This window comes from Halorussus vallis (assembly GCF_024138165.1).
Taxonomy (GTDB): domain Archaea; phylum Halobacteriota; class Halobacteria; order Halobacteriales; family Haladaptataceae; genus Halorussus; species Halorussus vallis.
On the sequence record NZ_CP100004.1, the window covers coordinates 92627 to 112912 of the forward strand.

Annotated in this window: 22 protein-coding genes; 19 read left to right on the top strand and 3 right to left on the bottom strand. The window is 58.9% G+C overall.

Features of this window, described 5'->3' with window-relative positions; genetic code table 11:
* The first annotated feature begins 350 nt into the window (after positions 1-350).
* The 3 genes from NGM07_RS25055 to NGM07_RS25065 all read left to right on the top strand — a co-directional run bounded on the left by NGM07_RS25055 (position 351) and on the right by NGM07_RS25065 (position 4982).
* A complete protein-coding gene (locus NGM07_RS25055; RefSeq protein ID WP_253521826.1) occupies positions 351-650 on the top strand; it encodes a hypothetical protein in 300 nt (99 codons plus the stop codon).
* A 239-nt stretch (positions 651-889) separates the two neighbouring features.
* Positions 890-1450, top strand: a complete 561-nt coding sequence (locus NGM07_RS25060; protein ID WP_253521828.1) for a hypothetical protein — start codon at positions 890-892, stop codon at positions 1448-1450.
* Positions 1451-1493: 43 nt separating this feature from the next.
* Positions 1494-4982: an outer membrane protein assembly factor BamB family protein gene (locus tag NGM07_RS25065; RefSeq protein WP_253521830.1), complete on the top strand. Its 3489-nt coding sequence runs from the start codon at positions 1494-1496 to the stop codon at positions 4980-4982.
* Positions 4983-4994: 12 nt separating this feature from the next.
* Here NGM07_RS25065 and NGM07_RS25070 read toward each other — a convergent pair whose 3' ends face one another.
* Positions 4995-5555 (bottom strand): hypothetical protein, encoded by a 561-nt coding sequence (locus tag NGM07_RS25070; protein WP_253521832.1) that lies wholly within the window; start codon positions 5553-5555, stop codon positions 4995-4997.
* A gap of 209 nt (positions 5556-5764) precedes the next feature.
* Here NGM07_RS25070 and NGM07_RS25075 point away from each other — a divergent pair, with 209 nt between their 5' ends.
* Positions 5765-6373: an NEW3 domain-containing protein gene (locus NGM07_RS25075; protein WP_253521834.1), complete on the top strand. Its 609-nt coding sequence runs from the start codon at positions 5765-5767 to the stop codon at positions 6371-6373.
* A gap of 32 nt (positions 6374-6405) precedes the next feature.
* Here NGM07_RS25075 and NGM07_RS25080 read toward each other — a convergent pair whose 3' ends face one another.
* Both NGM07_RS25080 and NGM07_RS25085 read right to left on the bottom strand, forming a co-directional pair.
* Positions 6406-6840: a hypothetical protein gene (locus NGM07_RS25080; RefSeq protein WP_253521837.1), complete on the bottom strand. Its 435-nt coding sequence runs from the start codon at positions 6838-6840 to the stop codon at positions 6406-6408.
* Between the two features lie 40 nt (positions 6841-6880).
* Positions 6881-7348: a type IV pilin domain-containing protein gene (locus tag NGM07_RS25085; RefSeq protein WP_253521840.1), complete on the bottom strand. Its 468-nt coding sequence runs from the start codon at positions 7346-7348 to the stop codon at positions 6881-6883.
* A 308-nt stretch (positions 7349-7656) separates the two neighbouring features.
* Here NGM07_RS25085 and NGM07_RS25090 point away from each other — a divergent pair, with 308 nt between their 5' ends.
* The 15 genes from NGM07_RS25090 to NGM07_RS25160 all read left to right on the top strand — a co-directional run bounded on the left by NGM07_RS25090 (position 7657) and on the right by NGM07_RS25160 (position 20153).
* The gene (locus NGM07_RS25090; RefSeq protein ID WP_253521842.1) at positions 7657-8229 is read left to right on the top strand and encodes a homing endonuclease associated repeat-containing protein; all 573 of its coding nucleotides are present in this window, start codon (positions 7657-7659) and stop codon (positions 8227-8229) included.
* Complete coding sequence (locus tag NGM07_RS25095) at positions 8181-8645, top strand: DUF7718 family protein (RefSeq protein ID WP_253521844.1); 465 nt, start codon at positions 8181-8183, stop codon at positions 8643-8645. Before NGM07_RS25090 ends, NGM07_RS25095 begins: the two co-directional genes overlap by 49 nt.
* A complete protein-coding gene (locus NGM07_RS25100) occupies positions 8642-8779 on the top strand; it encodes a hypothetical protein (protein WP_253521846.1) in 138 nt (45 codons plus the stop codon). The genes NGM07_RS25095 and NGM07_RS25100 overlap by 4 nt, the downstream gene beginning before the upstream one ends.
* Positions 8780-9096: 317 nt before the next feature.
* On the top strand, positions 9097-10698 hold the full coding sequence (locus tag NGM07_RS25105; protein WP_253521848.1) for a S8 family peptidase: 1602 nt from the start codon (positions 9097-9099) through the stop codon (positions 10696-10698).
* Between the two features lie 4 nt (positions 10699-10702).
* Positions 10703-11467 carry a twin-arginine translocation signal domain-containing protein gene (locus NGM07_RS25110; protein ID WP_253521850.1) on the top strand — a complete coding sequence of 255 codons (765 nt, stop codon included), beginning with the start codon at positions 10703-10705 and terminating at the stop codon, positions 11465-11467.
* 9 nt (positions 11468-11476) lie between these two features.
* On the top strand, positions 11477-15421 hold the full coding sequence (locus tag NGM07_RS25115) for a carboxypeptidase regulatory-like domain-containing protein (protein ID WP_253521851.1): 3945 nt from the start codon (positions 11477-11479) through the stop codon (positions 15419-15421).
* 177 nt (positions 15422-15598) lie between these two features.
* On the top strand, positions 15599-16585 hold the full coding sequence (locus tag NGM07_RS25120) for a hypothetical protein (protein ID WP_253521854.1): 987 nt from the start codon (positions 15599-15601) through the stop codon (positions 16583-16585).
* A 3-nt stretch (positions 16586-16588) separates the two neighbouring features.
* A complete protein-coding gene (locus NGM07_RS25125; protein WP_253521856.1) occupies positions 16589-16849 on the top strand; it encodes a hypothetical protein in 261 nt (86 codons plus the stop codon).
* A gap of 207 nt (positions 16850-17056) precedes the next feature.
* Positions 17057-17581: a hypothetical protein gene (locus NGM07_RS25130; protein WP_253521857.1), complete on the top strand. Its 525-nt coding sequence runs from the start codon at positions 17057-17059 to the stop codon at positions 17579-17581.
* Complete coding sequence (locus NGM07_RS25135) at positions 17578-17835, top strand: hypothetical protein (protein ID WP_253521859.1); 258 nt, start codon at positions 17578-17580, stop codon at positions 17833-17835. The genes NGM07_RS25130 and NGM07_RS25135 overlap by 4 nt, the downstream gene beginning before the upstream one ends.
* On the top strand, positions 17835-18368 hold the full coding sequence (locus tag NGM07_RS25140) for a hypothetical protein (protein WP_253521861.1): 534 nt from the start codon (positions 17835-17837) through the stop codon (positions 18366-18368). Before NGM07_RS25135 ends, NGM07_RS25140 begins: the two co-directional genes overlap by 1 nt.
* A 41-nt stretch (positions 18369-18409) precedes the next feature.
* On the top strand, positions 18410-18688 hold the full coding sequence (locus tag NGM07_RS25145; RefSeq protein WP_253521863.1) for a hypothetical protein: 279 nt from the start codon (positions 18410-18412) through the stop codon (positions 18686-18688).
* On the top strand, positions 18685-19617 hold the full coding sequence (locus tag NGM07_RS25150) for a hypothetical protein (protein ID WP_253521865.1): 933 nt from the start codon (positions 18685-18687) through the stop codon (positions 19615-19617). Before NGM07_RS25145 ends, NGM07_RS25150 begins: the two co-directional genes overlap by 4 nt.
* Positions 19614-19865, top strand: coding sequence for a hypothetical protein (locus NGM07_RS25155; RefSeq protein ID WP_253521867.1), 252 nt, complete (start codon positions 19614-19616; stop codon positions 19863-19865). The genes NGM07_RS25150 and NGM07_RS25155 overlap by 4 nt, the downstream gene beginning before the upstream one ends.
* Positions 19866-20153: a hypothetical protein gene (locus NGM07_RS25160; protein WP_253521869.1), complete on the top strand. Its 288-nt coding sequence runs from the start codon at positions 19866-19868 to the stop codon at positions 20151-20153. It abuts the gene before it with no gap.
* The last annotated feature ends 133 nt before the right edge of the window (positions 20154-20286 follow it).

Sequence of the window (20286 nt, forward strand, 5' to 3'; positions counted from 1 at the left end):
GAACCAGTCAATGTCTGACCGGGACGCGCCCACGCCTAAATGGGTACGTGCGTGCATTCGTAGGCATGCACTTTTCACACTAAAAGGTTTGCATCCGAAACGCCTGTTTTCGAAAGTTAGAGGCTCTATAACCTCTGTTTTCTAGTCGCCAAGCGAACCCTTGACGACTTAATAATCCCTTAACAGACCTTCAAGGTCGGCAAAAGTTCATTGATGGACTCACACCGACTTCAATACCGATATTTTACTAGTTCTCGATACTCTCTAATCGCATGACGGCGTCGGAGTAGACGGATTATTTCTCAACCAAGGGGATTATTAGGAACGTATCCGAACCGGCTAGCAACTGAATGCCCGAAATCAAAGCCTCCATAGACGAGGAAACACTTCAGGAACTCCGAGAGCGGTATCCAGACGCGATGAGCGACGCCGAACGGTTTCGAATCATTCTCTCGGTCAACCGTGACTACGAACGCATTCTCCGGAGTAGCGCGAAAGAAGCGTTCCTCGAAGGCGGTATCAGCGACCTCGAAGACGAAGACGTACTCGAATCCGCTATCAAAGACGCCGTGAAAGAACTCATTCTGGAATCCGACCAGTTCGACTTCGAAGATCTCGCGCGACTCACCCAATCCGAGGACTCTGAGTAACCGTCATCCCCCGCGTTCGGTCTTTTCTCAGGCAACTTTAAGTGTTATAAACTAGATTGGTAGGGTAAGCCCGCACGCGCCCACGCCTAACATCGGTACGCCGCGGGCTTGGCCCTGGCCGGGACCAGAAAGCCCGTGGCACGCACGTCGGAGACACCGACGCCGCCCTACGGGTCTTACTACCGACAGTAGTCCGTCTCGACCGGGATTCGCCAGCAACGCGTACCGCGGACCTGTCAATGCCAGCAGACACGAACGTAGACACATCACATCCACGCGACAATGCATCGACTTCGACCTCACCGTTCACCCGCGAGAACTGGTGGGGGAACACCGAAACCACCGACCGCGAAACCGGCCACGCGGAACTCCCAGGGACCTCCATCGAGGAGTACAAAGCCCACACAATCCTCCGGTCGGGCGCGCACCTGCTCTGTCCCGAGTGCATGCACCACCACAAGCGAACGAGCGTGCTCTCGGACCCGAGCGAGTACGTCCCGAAGGAAGTCGAGACATCCTTTGGGACCGTCGAACTCCACGTTCTCCGGCATCGCCGCCGCGTCTGCCCGCACGAGGAGTGCGGGTACGTCTCGTTCGGCGGCGTGGTCGCGGATCGCCCCGCCGCCGAGTTCATGGCGCTTGTCGACGAGGTGCTCGACGCGCTCGACATTCCGCCGAACCGCGAGCGGAAGCTGCGGAGTGACGCGAAAGCCCGGAAAAATCGCGGCCGACAGCACGACACCGACATCATGGAGGCGTTCGTCCACGACCTCCTGAACCCCGAATCGGCTTCCGACTAACCCCGACTTCCGACCACGATTTCCTTACCCGAGTCCCGTACAGATGCACGTCGAGTTTTCACCCCGCCAGCACCGCCTGACAGCCATCCTCCTGACCGCGACCCTCCTGTTCGGGGGTGTCGCACCCGCCCTTGACCTGGGGTTCGTCGGGACGGCGAGCGCCGCGAGCACATCGCCGGAGTGGTCCGCACCGACGAGCGTCACCACGGCCGTCGCGACGGACGGTATGGGGAACGTCTACGTGAACGACGACGGCGGCGACACGCTCAACGACGGCATAATTCGGAAGTACAGTCCGGACGGAACACAGCTCTATGAGCGGACGATTTCAAACGAACCCTTCAACACGCTCGCGGCATCGAACAGCACGCTCGCGGTCGCCGCGTCCCCGAGCGGATTCGACGCCGAACCGAACTCGGCGTACCTGATGTCGCTCTATCCCGAGAATGGGAGCGTCAATTGGTCGAAGAACGGAAGCGACTGGGGTGACGTGGCGGTTCACGACGACCTCGTTGTTGGCTTGAACCGCTCCGGACGGACGGTCGAAGCGTTCGACGCCGAAACTGGCAGCCGCGAGTGGTCGTACTCCTACACCGGGAGTACGACCGGCGGTATCGACACGCTCGCGGTCGACCACCAGCGCGAACTCGTGTACCTCCCCGTCTCGGACGGCCAGATTCACGAACTCTACGCCACCAACGGCAGTCGCTCGCGCGCGTACACGCCGCCCGCGGACGTTCGGCGCTTGCTGTTCGACGAGCGGAACCGCCGTCTGCTCGCCCGATACGATTCGACCGGTTCGGTTCTCGGCGTGCTGAACGTCACGGATGCGGCTTTCGTGCACGAGACGAACGTCACGCTTCAGGGCGGGACGAAGGGATGGGCGTTCGACGCGTACTCGGAGACGTTCTACCACGGCGCGTACAACGGCGGCATCCCGAAACTCTGGGCGTACAACCTCTCGGACCTGGGCAACCCCGTCCACTACGACACGCTCAATACGAGTTTCACGCCACACTCGATAGCGGCGTACAGCACTGTCGGCGCGAACACGACGCTCGCCATCGGTACCCAAAGCGAGTTGCATGTTTACGACTCCGGCCAGCAGGCCCACGCCATTCCGGAACTGGCTTCCGAGAATTCGATTTCGGGTGTCGTCCGTACCGAGACGGGCGCTCCGTGCCGGAACTGTACGGTGCGTGTTATGGCGGTGAACTACTCGGCGCTCGACGTCGCGCCCGACGAATACCGCGAGCGCGCCGACGAACTCCTCGCGCGGGCGCGGAACATGACGCCCGACGACTGGCAGTCGAACCCCATGCTCACCGGACCGGACGGCCGCTACGCGACCGCGAGTGCCGAGTTCGTGGCTATTCACACCGAAAGCGACTGGAACCCCGGCACGTTCCTCCGGTCGGGCGTCGCCGACCTCCGAAAAGACCCCTCGCTCGGCACACCGCGCACGCACGTTCCCGCGGGCGAACCGGTCGTCCTCTCAGTCCATGACCCGTCGCGGTCGCCGTTCTATCAGGACGACATCGACGAGGACCTCCGCGGCGTCACGACGAGCGAGACTATCGTCGTCGAGCAGGTCGGTCCCGGCAATAGCACGCTCGACGAGTACCACGTCGAAACTAAGCCTCGCATTACGACGATCGCGGGCAAGACCCACGAAGTCGCACGGCTCTCGCTCGACCAGGGCTTCTACCGCCTCCACCCCGAAAGGTCGTCGGTGTCGGTGCCGCTGACGGTCGGCGACCCCCGGGAAATCGCTTCGGGGTACGCCGCGGATCTCCGCGACCGCGCGAACCGACTGTCGAACCACGCGAAGTACGTCCAGGGCCTCCGCGACCAGCAGACATTCGCGCCGCTCACCGCGACGACCGACGACGAGGGCCGATTCTCGCTCTCGGTCACGGACGCGAACCTCAAGCGCGCGGGCGTGGTCGCCTACCGCGCACCGGACGGTTTGAAGACGGACCCTCGGAACGTCTCGCTCGCCAACATCCGCACGTTCTACGAGGAGACGAACACAACGGCCTCGCTCTACTTGCCGACCGACGCGACGACCGTTGACGTGCCAACGTCGAACGTCACCGTTCGCGTCCGGGAAGCGTCGACGCCACCGTTCCTGTCTACGGGACGGTACGCGGACCTCTCGGCGCTGCTCGCCGACTACCTCCGAAACCAGTCGTTCGCCGACCTCCCTCCGGCGCTCCAGCAGCGCCTGAACAACACGACGCGCGACCGTCTCGAACCCGTCTACCAGCGTCTTGACGCGCTTGCCGAGCAGAACGACCAACTGCGCGACCGCTACGAAGCCCTTCTGCGCGACCAGGACAAACGGACGATAGACGTGACGGTCGGAAACGCGACCGACGCGGACCTCCGCCAGCGAATTCAGGCACTCCGCCAATCGATAACCGAACTCCGGGATTCGCTCGACATCGGAAACGTCGGTGTACGCCCCGGCGACGACTCTGTTTCCTCCCAAGCGACGTTCGACGCACCACTCTCCATCGAGCAGGTGACGGTCCTCGGCCACTGGTCGAACGGCACGTCGTTCGTCGTCCCCGAGCAGTACGTCTCACTCGACCAGCACACCGTCTCGGACGTGGGCCTTCGCTCAACCACCGTTCACGTCGCCGACTATCCGCTCACCGCCTCGGACTCTGCCGCGCTTCGCTTCGAGTACCGCGTCGCCACCCCGGACGACCTCGGCACCGCGAGCGCACAGGCGACGAATCCCTCGCTCGATGGCGACTTGCCGACGCTTGCCAGCATCGACCTCTCGACGCTCGAACCCGGCCCGAACGAAACCGTCACCGTTGACGCGAACCCCGAATCCGATTCGACGTTCCGGCGCGTCACGAGCGCCACCGTCTACGGACCGACGGGCGCGGCGGTCGCCACGTCGAACATCACGCACGGCGACACCTTCACGTTCGACACCCAGGGCGCAGGCCGGTACGTCGTTCGTGTCCATATCGCGTCGACGGACGGCGCGTCGGTCGTCGAGACCTTCCGTCTCACTGCCGACTTGACGAACCGGAACCGCCCGCCGAGCATCCGCGCCGTCAGCGGCCCCACGGGAACCTACGCACTCGTCGGCGACGGCTTCGAGGGCGGCACTGTCGAACTCAGCCGAAGCAACACCGCAATTTCGGTCGTCGGCCAGCTTCCCGCCGACGCCCGCCCACCGTCGACGACCCACGTCTACCTCTCCTCGGTCCAACCCGGCCGGGAACCCGACCTCTCACTCCGCTACGTCCGCGGCCGCGACCACCGTCCGCTGAACTGGACGGTCGGCGTGACGATCCACTCGAAGGCCGTGAGCGAGAACGCACTCCTCTACCGCGGCGACTCACCGATTACGGACGAGGGGACGATGTACGGTGAGTACGACCGACGCTTGAACGGGACAGTTGTCTCGACGTACACCGACACGGACGGGACTGTTCGAGTGCAGACGGTGAACTCGCCGACGTTCTGGGAGCAAGCCGTCTACCGAATACGCACGCTGTTCGGATAATCAAAATAGGATTCACTCGTCATCTTTAATTGGGAAGTCGAGATCGTCGAGTTCTCCTTGGTGTGCTTCAGCTTCCTCTCTCCGTGAATCATAGGCCCGCTCAAGCGAGTCCATATTCTGGAATCTCTCGTTAAACTTCTCCATATCGTTCCGCAGGTGTCGGAAGTTGGTCTGAATCGCGCCTATGCGGTCTTGGATTTTATCATTAATATTCGGTGTGTCCCGCGGAATATCGAAGCAAAGGCGACCATCTTCAACGTAGCAATCATAGTATGCAACTTGGCTGCTAGAAGGGTTCCACCGGAGTTGCTGCTCATCCCCTTCGAAGGGGATGCGTACGACCAGAACCTCACGATTACGCTTTGTCTGTTTGACGCCGTCCTGATTTTCGAAGTCCAGTTCCGGCAGGTCGAAGGAGTACTCGGCAATCAAATCGTCAAGGTACTCATCTTTATCGTCTTCCAGAATTTCATCGTAGTCAGCACTTCGGACAGAATCATGCATTTTATGCTCTCGACTGCGCCGGATTTCGAGTATCGACGTTTCGCCGAAAACGTTGAATGTGCGAGTCATTGAACTTCTATTGTAATTAATCCGACTTCAATTCTCTGTTTTCGCAAGTGTAGACCTTACGCACGATATCTCCGTCCAGGTCGGTCACTCGGTTCTGATTCACGAGACGAAACTGCATGCAACTATTATCAAAATGAATCACTTCCATATGATGCAGAACTCATTATTTCCAAAAGACCTTTCACTTAGAGGGTAATCAAACCGCAAGAATGCAAGCAAGGACACTCCTCAGCACTGCCCTCATGGCACTTCTCCTCGTAAGCGTCGCGACAGCCAGCGGGCCGCCACAGACAGACCTCCACCTCACCACTGGAAACGCCAGCACGACAGCCGGGAACACTGCTACGCTCATAGTCACAGCCACGAATACTGGCAACCAGACTATCGGTGGAAATTATACACTCACCGTGAACAACTCAACACTCCCCGACGGCTGGCAGGCGGATATCTCGAATCAGACGCTCGTCCGTGGGCCATTCAAATCGAATGAATCCCGATCAACCACGATTCGAGTTTCGGTCCCAGCGAACGCTTCGGTCGGCGATACGACAATTCAGCTTTTGCTCTCCTCGGGTGAACGCGTGTGGGCGAATGCAACTGCTGACATAACGGTGCAAGATTCTACGGACCCATCGACATCATCAGATAGCGATAGCACTGAATCAGACGATTCCACGGAGGTAAGTGGCGGTGGTGGCGGGTTCGCGGCCGTAGCAGCCTCAAGCTCGCAACCGTGGTGGGCAGTACTACTCACCCCGGAAGTCGGCGGTGTGATAGTAGTCTTGCTTGCCTTGTTGTTGGTGTTGAGGGATAGATAGTTACCCCAGAATCCAGGTTTCCGTAAAGGGAATTAGAATGGCAAACTAACTGCGCCGACTTCAATGAGCAGTTGGAAGTTTCCCCAGAATAGCAGGTAGTTCCCGACGACCGCGCCACCGACGAGAACTAGACGGTACGGCTTCGGGAAGACATGCCAGATGAGCGTGACGATGCCGAGCATCACCGCTTTCTTCGGGAAGAGTGTCCAGGGGCCAAAGGCATCGAGCAACCACCGCGTGAGCGCAACTGACTCGTAGAGACCGTCATAGGGACCACCGAAAACGGGAGTGACGCCGATGAGCGTTGTGAGTACGTCGCCGAGTCCGAAGAGGATTGCGAGTGTCCAGAGGCCGAGTTCGAGGTATCGGAATACCTGCGCGTGCGATTCTACATATTCCCAAATTGGATCTCTGTCTGAATCGTATATTACCCCCCAGGAATGAGTGTCGCCAACTTTCCCTCTCATCTTTGCTAAAAGAAAGCGACCGCCTAAAAGTCCTTTCCTCTTAATTCGCCTGGTACTCTCGAAGCACGCTGGACGTGCTCCCATCATCGGAAGTCCAGACGACTTTGATTGTCACGTCGGGGCCCCACGTAGAGGGTGTATTGCCGGATTTTAGCGTGACAGATTCTCCCGCAGTGATTTCTTTGTCATTTCCATTCCAACTGTCAACGAGACTTGTAGAGCTTGAATCATCGCCACCGACTACTATCTTCATATTGCCGGTCATCAACTTTTCACCGCTATCATGATTGATGGTAATCTCTGCATCGTTTGCAGCGAACGACCCCGACTGATCCATAGTAATTGAAGCAGTAGGTGCGGTGGTCTGTATGTTCTTTCCGAGCCCGAGGACGAACGTCCCGATTACTGCGGCTAATATAACAGTAATGGCGACCATTAATATCACGCCAATCACGGGCGAAACTGCGCGTGCTTCTGACCACTTCGCTTTGAGTTTGTCGAAGTTCATGTTCTGTGTTTCTCCGTTGTCATTGCACGTTCTCACTGACGAGAATGGCCGGACGCTTTAAGCACCATGCCGAGCAATCTTTGCTCGTCGGCGCGGAAGACCAGTCATAGCCGCCCCGGTCCGGCACTTCTCTTCAGGTCGTACGTGCTTACCTCGGGGCTTCACAGCTATATTATATAAACGCTTCCCCATGTGAAAATACAATTACCTGAGAAGAGACTCCCAGAAAACCGAGATAAAACATACCACACAACCGACTACAATCGAACGGGACCGTTTAAGACACACGCACACGTACCTCTCAGACAATGAGTACCCCGGCGTCTTCTGACCCCGGCGACGGTGGCGATTCCACGCCCGAGACACTTCGTACGGGCCTCCAAGCCCTTGCTGCGCGCCTTGGCAAAACACCCACCGTCGTCGAAATGCACAAACAGGGTAACTTCCACCCCGAACAGTACGTCGACGCCTTCGGGTCGTGGGACGACGCGCTCGAAGTCGCGGGTCTCGACCCCGATGAAAGTAAGAACCAAATTTCCGAAATCGAACTCCTCGCAGAACTCCAGCGACTCGCCCAAGAACTCGGCCACTCCCCGACTCAGGAGGACATGAAAGAGCACGGGAAGTACGCCGACAACACCTACAAACTCCGGTTCGGCACCTGGAACAACGCACTCCAAGAGGCGATGCTCGATACAAACGATATATCGGAGAAGGACTTGCTCCGAGAGCTTGAACGCGTCGCAGACGAACTCGGCCGCGTCCCCACAGCGGCGGAGATGGCCGAGCACGGCGAGCACGCGCCCGCGACCTACCACCGTCGATTCGGTTCGTGGATGAACGCGCTCGTCGAAGCAGACTTCTCGAACGTCGAACTATAGCATCTCCTGTTCTCAATGTCTACACCTTCTCAGAGGAGACGATGACGGATGGACCGAGAGAGTACGACCGAGAGTTCTCGACGCCACACGAACACCGAGTTCGGCGTCGGATCGGGTACAGTCACGACCACGGCGAAGTGACGCGATTCGTCGTGCAGTTAGAGTACAAGCTGGACGACCGGTGGGCTGAAATCGTCCGGTTTGACCACGACCCTGCGAGCGACTTCGGCCACGACGTTTCAAAGGAGGGCGTTCACATGGACGTGTACCGCGACGGTGAGAAGATCCAGTCGGAGGAGGTCTTCCCGCCGATGCCGCCGGACGAGGCGCTGACGTTCGCCGAAGAACACTTGAACCAGCACGCCGAACGATACATCAAGAGGTTTGAGGAATGGCACGGGATCAGGAACCTATGACGGACGATGAACTCACGGAGTTCGAGAATGCGATGGACGAACAGGCCGAAGAACTCCGCGAAGCCCTGGCGGAAGACCTCGGTAAGGACCCCGAGGACTACCGCAAGCGCCCGATTGCTGACGGCGGCGAGTAACTCAGTCGCCTCGGACGTTGGCCTCTAAGGCCTATTCCGTCGGTGAACTGTCGGAATCTTTTTCCAGCAGGCGCTTATAAGAATGTGTAACTGCTGAATCGACTGGTCCGAGCGGATACTGTCTGTACCGGTGCATCCCTGATAGGGGATGTGACTCTACGGGCGTAACACTCCCCGCGCGGGAGGGCCACCGTCGATTCGGTTTTGCGTAGCACTGCCTTTCTAGCGAACCCTCGTACTGCTTGGAGTCACCGCTGTCCTATCCTGTCGGACTCTGAGCGTCCCGCTGGCGATTCGAACCACGACAGAATCCTACCATGTCAAGACCGTACTCCACCCTCGTAGTCGTACTGCTCGTCCTCGTGAGTGCCGTTGTGCCCGCGAGCGCTGCACTCGGACTCAACGACACTCCGAGTATCGAGACGGCCGAACACTACGGACAGCCGTCATTCGTCGTCACGTACTCGGACGGCGGCCTCACAGACCTCCGCGAGTGGGCGAGCAAGCGTAGCGAGCGAAAACTGATTCGGTACGACAATGCGAGCGGGACGGCGACGGTCGCCGCGCCACGGGTCGCCGTCGACGCGGGCTTGCTCAACCGCGTGCTGAGTGTCCGGTCGCTCGACGACCTCAGCCGCCTGTCGAGTAGGAGTCTCCTTTCGTCGCAGGGCTACATCAAGCACGTCCAACCGAACTACGTCCACTCGCTCGCGAAGCCTATCGAGGTCCTACGAGACAAGTCGAACGCCTCGATTCCGACGCAGGGTTGGACAGCATTAGACGACCCCAAGTATCCTCTGAACGGCGTGGCATTCTCCGGGGACGCGAATAAGACGACGATGGCTGAGTCACGCGCGATTCTCGGCGTCGATAACGTCTCCGCGAATATCGACGGAACGGGCGTTCTCGTAGCGAACATCGACACGGGAACCAACACCGCAGACGGCCTCGTGTTCGGGAACGGAAGTTCGGGGTCGGAAATCCGGATTTCGAATGCCTCGAAGAACTTCATCACGAACACGACGGTTGAGCAGGCGGGATGGGACGCGATTGCTGACGGAAACGGCCACGGGACGTGGACGAGTTCGGCGGTTGCTGCGAATACGTCGAACGACTCGCACGACGGCGTTGTGCCGGGCGCTCGACTGCTCGTCTTGAAGGCGCTTTCGGACGATGGCAGTGGGTCGACGTCGGATATTGCTGAGGCGATTCGGTACGCGGCCGACCAGAACGCCGACGTGGTTACGATGTCGCTTGGTTCGCCGGTGTACGACGAGGCAATCGTCTCGGCCGTCGAATACGCGTACGCGCACGGGGTTGATGTGGTGACGGTCGCGGCCGGGAACAGTCGATTCGCGCGAAGTCCTGGTATCGCGTCACCGGGAGACGCGCAAGACGTGATTACGGTCGGCGCGACGAACGGCAGTGAACCATCGCACGCGGCGAGCGCGTACTTCTCGCAGTACGGCCCTGACAGCGGGGCGACGGACCTCTCTACTGGGATGTCGCGCGGTGCGAGCATCGACGTGGTTGCGCCGGGAATGGCGACCGTCGTGCGCGTTCCCGTTGAGGATAGTAGTCGGACGAAGCTCTCGAAGCTCTCGGGGACTTCGATGGCGACCCCGATGGTCGCTGGTGGTGCGGCGCTCCTCGTCGACGCACACCCGTCGTGGGAGAACAAGACGTTCCGCGACTGGATTCGAGACGGCGCGGTCGCCGTCCCTCACGCGGCTGAGACTGAGGTTGGACACGGGATGTTCAACGCCGCGAATTCGATTTCGAAGACGGACCCGAAGACCGAGCAGGAGGGCGCGATGACCAAGGCCGCCGAGCGTCGTGACGATTTCCAGCGGGCTCTCGCGGGCGATACGTCGTGGCTTCCGTTCTCGGTCGCACCCGTCATCGCAGAAGGAGTCTAAGGATATGAGTCAGGTTTCTCGACGACAGTTCCTCCGAGCGACAGCCCTCGCTGGAACCGTTACGGCCGTAGGGAGTACGCACGTTCATGCCGACCACGGTGAGCATCAACCGGACCACGTTTCGGTGACGTTCGACCGAGTGTTTCTCGAATCCTACCAACCGCGTCTCGACCTCACGGCGGTCAAGACGAACCCGGAGGACACTCTCCCGAAAGCGATCTACGGATGGAAGGCATCGAGTCCCGAGCATTCGACGGACGTCGCCGTGTTCTGGACTGCCTATTCCTTTCAAGCAGGCCTCTCACCGTTCGGGCATGACTCGCACCTCGGCGACCATGAGCCGGTCTACGTGTTCGTCGATGACGAAACGGGCGAGGTCCGAGAGGTCATCTACAGCGCGTACCACTGGCTTCGCGGCCGGGCGACAGTACCACCGCTCTATGACGGGAGACACCCCGAGGCGACGGTAGTTAGCCCGTGGCACCAGTACTCGCTCGGAGCAAGTCCGGAAGCGGAGTTCGTCTCCGTCGAAGACCTGCTCGATGTCTTCAACAATTGGCTTGACGATGGCCTTGAAGACGACCTGGCTCCTGGGACTGCACGGAATCCCTGGAAGATGTCCGGACGGTCTGGCCGCCGTCACTGGTGGCGGGAAGGACGAGACGGAGTGAGCATGAACAAGCTGTTCTATAGTTCGATGCTTAGCATCAGCGGGTTAGTTCCTGGTATCGACATCGGCGGTGCGAGCGCAAGCGACAACACGGAGTAAACTACAAACATGTTAGAAGAACCCTGGTTTGAGAGTGGTATCGTTATCGGAATGCCCAACACCGGTTTGACGGTCACCGTCGCCGCGGCCGTGTTCGTCCTGGGCCTGCTCGCCGCCCTGGTCGCCTCGAGCCGCGACCCGCGAGCCCTGGCCGGCCGTGCTAGATTCATGGACTGGAAACTACCTCGCAAAGCCCTTTCTCTCGTTTTCTGCCTGTTTCTCATTACCAGCGGTATCGGGCCGTTCGTTCATGTTTCCCCGACTGACACGGCAGAAGCTCACGGGACTTCAACGATAGACTGGCAAAATTCTCCAATGGATGGAGATTACATGGATTCGGCATATGATAAGCAGAACAAAACCGTCTTTGGTGCGTCTAACTCTAAAGTAGTTGCTATAGATGCCGAGACTGGTTCTTATAAATACAATATTTCCACAGGAGAAGTTTATGGGGTATCCTACGAGGGGAATTACCTCTATCTAACATACAGGGCCAGTACCATAGGAATATATGACGCGTCAAACGGACAATTTGTGAAGAACATCTCTATAAAACAGAAATACATAAGAGCAATAGAGGTTTCGGACTCCGGAACTATATTCTTCGCAGGTCAATCAAACATAACGGCAATGAACCAGGATGGTTCAGTAAAATGGACTAGCCCAACTGGGGACTGGGGAAGGGAGCTCGTTTACTCAAAATCGGATAATCGCGTATATCTTGCGTCTGATGCCGGTATCTATGCAGTTAACGCTACTGATGGCTCTCGAGAATGGGTCTATAGCCCTTCGACAATTCAGTATAAGACTCTCACTGTTGATTCCACAGGAGTCTATTTCGGCGGGAGAGACGGGAATCCGGTATATATCGGGGGCGTAGATAAATCGGGTAATCAACTGTTCTCCGACCAAATAGCTTCGGCGGGGGAACAACCAAGGGGTATGCGAAAATTTGAAGAATTCCTCTACTATGGCCTTCAGTCGGCGTCTGAAGTTCATGCCTATAACGTTTCGTCTCAAGGAGTCGCACACGCATATACCGGACTGGCGAACACCGACCAAACGGGCGAAGCGATTGAACGGGGCGGTAACGTACATTACGTTAACTTCGGGATTGATTCGGTTGGGTCACTCGATACGGGGCACGTCGCGTCTTATTCGTCTCCGGTTTCGGGGACTGTCAGTGATTCATCCGGCAACCCAATTGCTCAAGCGAATCTGACCATCACGGATACATCTGACAGTTCCGAAGTGTTCTCAGGCCAGTCGAACAACACCGGGGAATTCTCTGCCCAGCTTGAAGATGGCGACTACCGTCTAACCGCAAACAAGAACGGCTACGTAGAGTTCTCAAAGACGTTCACAGTCTCGGGCAGTCCAAAGACCGTGGACATCACGCTCACCGCGAAGCAGACGATTTCGGGGACGGTCGTTCACTGTTCAGACGGTCAAGCGATAACTCGCATCCAGCAGGGTTCTGACGCTACGTGCCCGACTGTCTCGAACGCGACGGTCGAAATCTGGGCGGTGTCGCACGCGAACATCACGCCTGAGGGCGTCCAGTCGAAGTTCGACCGTGCGAAGGAACTCCTCGAACAAGCAAAGAATCCGAAACCACCGAACTTCCGGTTGAACCGCACACTCACCGGACAAACGGGCATCTTCCGCAACACGAGTAAGCTCTACCCGGCGCTCTACACCCAGGAGGACATGGGGACTGCGCCGTGGGTGTCCGACAGCGCGGATCTCCGAACGCCTCGACTCCAACTCCCTGCTGGTGAACCCATCATCGTCACAGCCTGGAATCCCGAGAGGGGCGGCGTTGGCTGTGGTGTCGGTGCGTGGGTGACGAGCAACGAGTATAACTGCCAGCTTCCGGGCAAGCATGTTCGGAATGGGAAGGTAGTGTTCCAGCGCGTTGACCACCTCGGAGATGAAGTCGGTAGTCCGCACGAGGTTGCGTTGTCGAAAACGAAGGGTGGCGGGCTCGGCGACCCGAGTAGCCTCAAGTACGGCCGGACGCGTCTCTCGGCAGGTTTCTACGAGGTCACGGTCAATAAGGACGGCAAAGAAGCCGTCTCGTATCCCGTGGTTGTCGGCAGTCCGAACGAGGTCGCTGAGACGATTCAGAAGGACCTCCGGAATGACGCGAACCAGTTGACAGAACAGGCGAAACAAACTCTCCAACGGCTCCAGTCAGGGAAGTTCGAGCGTATCACTGTCCAGGCGGATGAGAACGGGAAGTTCTCGTATCAAGTCGACGACCCGATGCTGAAGACGGTGGCTGTTCAGGCGTACAAGGGAGGGCAGGTTCTCGAAGACGCGAAGAACCCGTCGATGGAGCGGCTTCGAACGGTGATGGAAAACGGCGGCTACAACGGCTCCGTCTACATCTCTACGGAAGTCGAGACGGTTCGTGTCGAGAACGCCCAAGGCCTCACAGTCGAGACGCGCGAACTGTCTGCGCCGCCGTTCTACAATTCGTCACTGTTCAACCAGTCGTGGACGGACTTCCTCAAGCAACTCCGGAATCAGTCGTTCTCGGAGCTTCCGGCGTTCCTACAACAGCAGTTGAACGGGACGTCGCGCGAGCGTCTCCAGCAGGTCTACGAGCAGTTGAACCAACTGACGAAACAGAATGACCGGCTTCGCGACCGCTACGAGGAACTGTTGAATCGCCAGAACCAGGACATCAACGTCGAAATTAATGGGTCGGACGCGAGCAATGAGGAGCTCCGTCAACGGATTCAGGCGCTCCAGCAGACGATTACGGAACTCCGAGATACGATAGAGGTCGGCGACGGAAGCACGAACGTCGGCCAAAACGCGGTGACGGCGATCCGGACGTTCGGTGCGGACCTCACGAAAGACCAAGTGGTCGTAACCGGCCACTGGTCGAACGGGACGTCGTTCGTGGTTCCCGATGAGTACATCACGCTCGACCAGAGTACGACGACGAACATCCCTGGAGTGAACTTCGGGACGACAACAGTGCGTGTGGAGGACTACCCGATTACGGAGTCGGACCCGGCGGGCCTATCGTTCTCGTTCCGCGTTGCTGGCGAGAACGGAATTGGCAGTGCAACGAATCGTCTCTCCAACCCGCACGCGGAGGGTGAACCCCCGAAGATATCGAGCATCGACCTTTCGACACTCCGACCGGGGCCGCAGGAGACGGTCGCTGTGGCAGTGAATCCGGCCGAGGACTCGTCGTTCCGGCGCGTAACCGGTGCGACGGTGTATGGACCAAGTGGTGCTGAACTGAACACGTCGAACGTCTCAGAAGGCAATCGATTCACCTTCAAGACCAAGGGCGCGGGCGTGTACTCGCTCCGAATCGGGATAGAGACGACGGATGGGACGCAGCACGTTGAGACGTTCCGGCTATCGGCCGCAAAGAAGAGCGAGGCGCGACCGCCGAGCATCCGCGCGAAGAGCGGTGTCGTCGGCGTCTACGCCCTCACAGGCGATACGTTCCAAGACGGAAGCATCGACGTCGAATCGAACGGTCAGTCAGTGAGCATCGTCGGCCAACTCCCCTGCGAGGTGGATGCACCGTCGAGCGTTCACGTCTACACTGAGAGTGTCCAACCGAGTAGCACCGCAACGACGGAGATTCGGCTCGTTCGCTGTGGCGACCACCGCGAACTCAAGCGCCACGTCGAAGTGACGGTTCACGGGAAGGCACTCTCGGAGAACGCGCTCGTCTACCGGAACGGAGAGCCACTCACGATGGACGGAAGCACGCGATACGGCCAGTACTCCATCTCAGCGAACGGGACAGTCTACGAGACGTACACGGACGCGAGCGGGACGCTAACGCTGAAGGTGAACAACGACCCCGGTTACATCGACCGACTGCTCTTCAGCCTCAACAAGCGCGTTTCGTTCTCGATGCCGGACGTCCTCAGCTTCACAACCGTACCGAAGCTTCCGGACGTTTCTGCGAACTAATCCGCAACTACAGTTCTACGAGATTCCGAACCAACAGAGTGTGAGAGCCATGTTTACGAATCCACGACAGAACCACCTCCGGTACGAGACAGGTGGAGTACCCCCGCCTCCGAAACTGGCGGCCATACTCCCCAGTGAATCATCTTCTGACCATCCCAATTCCGGCAGTCTTCAGCAATGAGCAACAGCAAGACCTACGTCAAGAAGTTCGTCGCACTCGCCATCGCCGCCCTCCTCGTCACGGGCGGTATGCAGGGCGCACTCGCGGCGAAACCCAGCATCGACACAGAAACTACGAACACGACCTCTACCTCCGAGATTACGGATGGGTCGGTCATCGATGTTCGCAACGGTGCGAACGCGTCGGACTACCACTCCATCCAGTACACCGCCGACAGTGAGAACTCGAAACTCAAAGTCACGCTGAACGGCAGCAAGGAAGGTGACGCCGTGTTCTACGCGAACAGTTCGGCAGAGGTCGTCGACTCCGCGTCGAACACGTACAAGGTGAACTTCTCAGAAGTGGAGCTCGCAGACGTTCCGCGGAAGGTGAACCAGAACGTCACGCTCGACTTCACCATCATCAACAATACGGCGGCGGCCAACTCCGACACGACGACCATCCAGGTCACGCTCCGAAACGGCGCGAACAACAGCGTCGTCTACGTCTCGGACTTCGACGTCGAGGATTCGAACGACATCGAGACGTTCAACAAGAACACGACGATTGCGGGCCTCACGATTCCGTTCACGACGAAGGACTACTCGCAGATCTCCGACCTTGACCGGAACGTGAATGGGAGTGCGACGGACGTGACGGTCGTCTTCGGTAACGGCACGGTCGCAGAAGACTACTCGAACGCGGTCGCGAGCGATGCGTCGGAGGGCGACTGGCTCATCAGTCAGGCATCGCTGCTCAGTACGACGCCCGTGAAGGTCTACAACGAGGAAGCGCCCGACAGCGTTTCGGACGGCGATAGCTACGGTGTCTACTCGTCGGATATCGGCGGCCAAGCCGGTATCACGTACGAACTCGGTGAGACGTTCGAGGACGAGGACGAGGTGACGGTGAACTCGTTCGGGAACAAGAACTACGGGTTCTCCTACAGCCTCCTCAAGTCGTTCGGCGCGCTCGACGCCATCAAGGCCGCGAGTTTCTGCTGAACGATGGCTGGAAGTAAACGTAGAGATGCGGCCGTTCGCTTCGGCGGCGGCCTGTTCTACTATCTTGCGTTCATACTCGTCGCACCGATCTTGTTCGGTGTGTCGATACTCTGGTTCCTCGTCGACGTTCTCTACCAGCTTGTTACTGGCAAGGAGGGCTTGAGCGACGACGGTATGGTGCCCCGAGCGTACAGGAAGACGCAGGGCACCGGGACGTGGGCGTTGTTCGGTGATTCCGACAGTCCGCGTTGGGGCCGGAAGTAGCACCGACACCAGTAGTACCCCTACCTGAAACCCATCTTTGGAGCAGTTGGTCTGGTTCGACTCCGGACGTGGGCGTTATAGACTGTTATCATGATACAGGTACATCCCAGATTCGCGAGTATCGTTTTCGCCGTGCTCCTCGTGTCGAGTGCGGTCGCAACACCAACCCTTGCCGCTGAAGAAGACGATAATTTCTTTGACGGTCTTGTGAGCGACGACGATGGGCCGAGTCTGCTTGAACGTGCCGCGGTGAAAGCCGCCGGGATTTCGGGGTGGTTCGCTCGCGCGGACTTCCCCGGCTTCGGGAGTGACGAGTCGGGGAGTGCGATCGAGTACGCGAATGATTTCCAGTCGGAGTTCAATTCGAACAACAAGAGTATCGAGTCGTATGCGAGCGAGCGACTGAACCCCACAACTGGGTACGATACGTTCGCGGTGTACTTCCACGACAAGAGCGGCGCGAACGTGACGCGGTACGTTGTCGCGGACGTGTCGAACGGAAGCTGGTCGAACGCCCGTGTCGTCGCGTCGACGAATCGGAGTGTCGACCACTGGATTTCGGCGGACTGGTACGCGAGCAAGCACACCGCCGACGAGTTGGATACGTTCGTCGAGGAGTACGCGGAACTGAACCAGGGCCTCACGCGGGGCTACCAGCTAAAGCTCGTCGCGAAGTACGGGAGTGGCCTTGAGAGCGACATGTGGGCGCGGAATCGGAGTGACTCGGAATGAATCTCGATAGAATACAGCGACGGAACGGGATGAATCGGCTTGGAATGCATGTCCTTCTCTTGCTCGCGGTTTCGATCATCGTCTGGCTAGGGATAACAACACGGGCATGGCCGGTGTTTGACGCGGGCCAGTTCATCTACGAGCATATCCAAATCGTCCCCCCGGAGTTCGAGGACGGCCTCGCTCAAGTCCTTCTCGTCGACGTGGTGTTCGTGTTCGTCGAACTCGGCTTCTATCTCGGAGGTGACGCCTGATGCCGTTTGACGATGACCGTCGAGAGAAGTCGAAACAGCATCGTGAAGCCGCCTATTCGCGGTGGGAGAACACCACGGACCATGTGAAACGCAAGTCACGAGAGGGCGTGACGGACGCGCTCATATTCGTGCTGGGACTCCCGATGACCCTGTTCGGGTTCCTCGCCCGACAGACCGTGGGGACGTGGCGGCGGACTCGCGGATTCCTCGGATGGATTACGCTAGACCGCTTGATGCCGTCGGGGTTGGCGGGCGCGATTCAGGAAGTAATCGACCTTCTCCCGAAGGCGCTTGGACTCCGGGGGACGCCACGCACGAAGCAGTTCTCGGCGGCTGTGATTCTCGGTGTGCTCGCGTATTTTGCGACGTTCCTGACGGGTGGCCTGCTCATCGGCGCGGCGGTGGTTCTTACGCTCATGGTGGTTGTCGCGCTCGGTCGGAATATCCCGTTCGTGAATCGGACGTGGCAGGACACGACGGCGAAACTCCCCGTCAAGAACGACTACGATATTATCGGGTGGGAGCGTGACTGATTATGCCTGACCTCCGTCAACGACTCCGCGGAAGCGGAAGCGTGGACCGTGACGTGTTCTCGGGGCGCTCGATAGCGAAGGGCGTCTCGATAGGGTTGTTCTTCGCGCTTGTGCTCGTGTTCCTCGTGTTGAGTGTGGCCGCGAATTCGGTCGTTATCGTCGTTTTCGCGGGCGTCATCCTCAGCCAGTTCCTCTACGTGGTTCTCCCGATTCAGCGAATCCGGGGGAAGGCACATCGACTGTGGACGGGTGAGGCGGGGGAGGACGCCTACGAGGACGCACAGTCCTATCGCTCGAAGGCCTGGGGGTGGTTCAAGTGACTGCTCGAAATCCGGCGGTCGCGCTCGCGGTCATGCTCGTCGTCGCGTCGATTACAGCGGTCGTTCCGGCGACGCCCGCCCGCGCAGGCGAGTCCGAGAGCCAGTGTTCGAACATGGTCGTGCATGATGCCTTCCGGTTCGATAATAGTACGGTGGAGAAGGCACGGAATTCGTCGGCGACCTCCACAGTCTCGAATACGGAAGTCACCATCGAACAGGCAACCGGGTTCATTCGAGTCTCGGCGGAGAACCCGAATGGGTACTGTAACGAATTCCACGTCCGTCTCGACAAATCCATCGTCTCGCCCGCGGAACTCGGGTCGGTTGATTCGAACGACGGGAATTACTCGGCGGACTGGCATGCCACCCGTGACTTCTCGCGGAACGAGACGTACACGGAGGTTGTGTTAACGCTTCCCGCCGGAACCAAAGCCACGTTCGCGCCCTCCGAACTCCGCGTGAAATCGCTGTCGTGGACAGGGAAGGCTGAGAGCGCCGGGTCCGAACTGTTCGGGAACATCAGTCTCCCGGACTTCTTCGGGTCGGACGACCTCGAACAACGCACCTACGATTTCTCGCCGGAGGGCGCGAACAACTCGACGATTATCACGGTCGCGCTCTCGAATCAGTCGGACGGCCGGAGCATCGACGAATGGCAGGCGTCCTACCGCACGAGTCCGGACGGCGAGTGGTCTCCCGTCTCGAAAGAGAGCACCGCGCCCGTGTTCTACCGGAAGACCGACAGCGAACACGTCCAGTTCATCTTCAACGATGCGAACGCGACCGTCGAGTTCACGGCGAATCCAACGTTCACGGACAAAGCCCGCCACTCGTGGCGGAGCTACGACTTCGGACTCGACCGACTCAAAGGACTCGTGAACATCTCAAATCTATTCTGGATACAGCCCCCGAGGAGCCTGATAGCATGAGTGGAACGTTCGACAAGATCGTCTTCGGCCTCGCGGCCGTCGCGTTCCTACCTGCGGTCTTGGCGGGCGGCGGATTCATCATCGCGTTCGTGCTCGCCGTGTCGGTCGTCGTGGGCGCGTACGGCGGCCGTGAGGGCCTCGATTTGCTGAAGAAACAGCACATCGGGTCGAAGGCTGGCGCGCGACGGCGAGACGTACAGGACGCTATCAGTGGCGACAGTACGGACGATACCTGGGGGCGAGAATAGATGGAGCCGATGTACTTCATCCCGATAGCCGTTCTCGTCGCGGTCGTCGTTGGCAATCTGCTGTTCGGCCGCTATTCGGGCGGGTCGCACACGCTCGCGGCGACGTTCGGCCTCGTGCGGAACGTCGGGCTTGCGCTCGTCGGGATTCTCACGATGATGGGCGGCACGTGGTTTCACATTGCGGTCGGCATGACGCTGTTGACCGCGAGTTGGTATCTCGGCCGCGGCCACGCCTCCCGACTTGACGGTACGAACAGCGGAAGCCTCCGCGGGAAACTCAACGGCTAAATGCACACCCCCGCATCTGTCGGGGCGACGTCGCGTCGCTCCAACGTCTTTTTCTCGCGGTCGGGATTCTAACCGGGTTCGAACTCACCGACAGTACGCGGAATCAACGACAATTCACGAACCATGATTCACG

Bases quoted from the DNA above. Each gene is read 5' to 3' on its own strand.
- NGM07_RS25085 (WP_253521840.1), bottom strand. From the start codon at position 7,348: ATGAACTTCGACAAACTCAAAGCGAAGTGGTCAGAAGCACGCGCAGTT.
- NGM07_RS25065 (WP_253521830.1), top strand. From the start codon at position 1,494: ATGCACGTCGAGTTTTCACCCCGCCAGCACCGCCTGACAGCCATCCTC.
- NGM07_RS25135 (WP_253521859.1), top strand. From the start codon at position 17,578: ATGAATCTCGATAGAATACAGCGACGGAACGGGATGAATCGGCTTGGA.
- NGM07_RS25090 (WP_253521842.1), top strand. From the start codon at position 7,657: ATGAGTACCCCGGCGTCTTCTGACCCCGGCGACGGTGGCGATTCCACG.
- NGM07_RS25100 (WP_253521846.1), top strand. From the start codon at position 8,642: ATGACGGACGATGAACTCACGGAGTTCGAGAATGCGATGGACGAACAG.
- NGM07_RS25075 (WP_253521834.1), top strand. From the start codon at position 5,765: ATGCAAGCAAGGACACTCCTCAGCACTGCCCTCATGGCACTTCTCCTC.
- NGM07_RS25160 (WP_253521869.1), top strand. From the start codon at position 19,866: ATGGAGCCGATGTACTTCATCCCGATAGCCGTTCTCGTCGCGGTCGTC.
- NGM07_RS25120 (WP_253521854.1), top strand. From the start codon at position 15,599: ATGAGCAACAGCAAGACCTACGTCAAGAAGTTCGTCGCACTCGCCATC.
- NGM07_RS25080 (WP_253521837.1), bottom strand. From the start codon at position 6,840: ATGAGAGGGAAAGTTGGCGACACTCATTCCTGGGGGGTAATATACGAT.
- NGM07_RS25125 (WP_253521856.1), top strand. From the start codon at position 16,589: ATGGCTGGAAGTAAACGTAGAGATGCGGCCGTTCGCTTCGGCGGCGGC.
- NGM07_RS25155 (WP_253521867.1), top strand. From the start codon at position 19,614: ATGAGTGGAACGTTCGACAAGATCGTCTTCGGCCTCGCGGCCGTCGCG.
- NGM07_RS25105 (WP_253521848.1), top strand. From the start codon at position 9,097: ATGTCAAGACCGTACTCCACCCTCGTAGTCGTACTGCTCGTCCTCGTG.
- NGM07_RS25060 (WP_253521828.1), top strand. From the start codon at position 890: ATGCCAGCAGACACGAACGTAGACACATCACATCCACGCGACAATGCA.
- NGM07_RS25110 (WP_253521850.1), top strand. From the start codon at position 10,703: ATGAGTCAGGTTTCTCGACGACAGTTCCTCCGAGCGACAGCCCTCGCT.
- NGM07_RS25115 (WP_253521851.1), top strand. From the start codon at position 11,477: ATGTTAGAAGAACCCTGGTTTGAGAGTGGTATCGTTATCGGAATGCCC.
- NGM07_RS25055 (WP_253521826.1), top strand. From the start codon at position 351: ATGCCCGAAATCAAAGCCTCCATAGACGAGGAAACACTTCAGGAACTC.
- NGM07_RS25140 (WP_253521861.1), top strand. From the start codon at position 17,835: ATGCCGTTTGACGATGACCGTCGAGAGAAGTCGAAACAGCATCGTGAA.
- NGM07_RS25070 (WP_253521832.1), bottom strand. From the start codon at position 5,555: ATGACTCGCACATTCAACGTTTTCGGCGAAACGTCGATACTCGAAATC.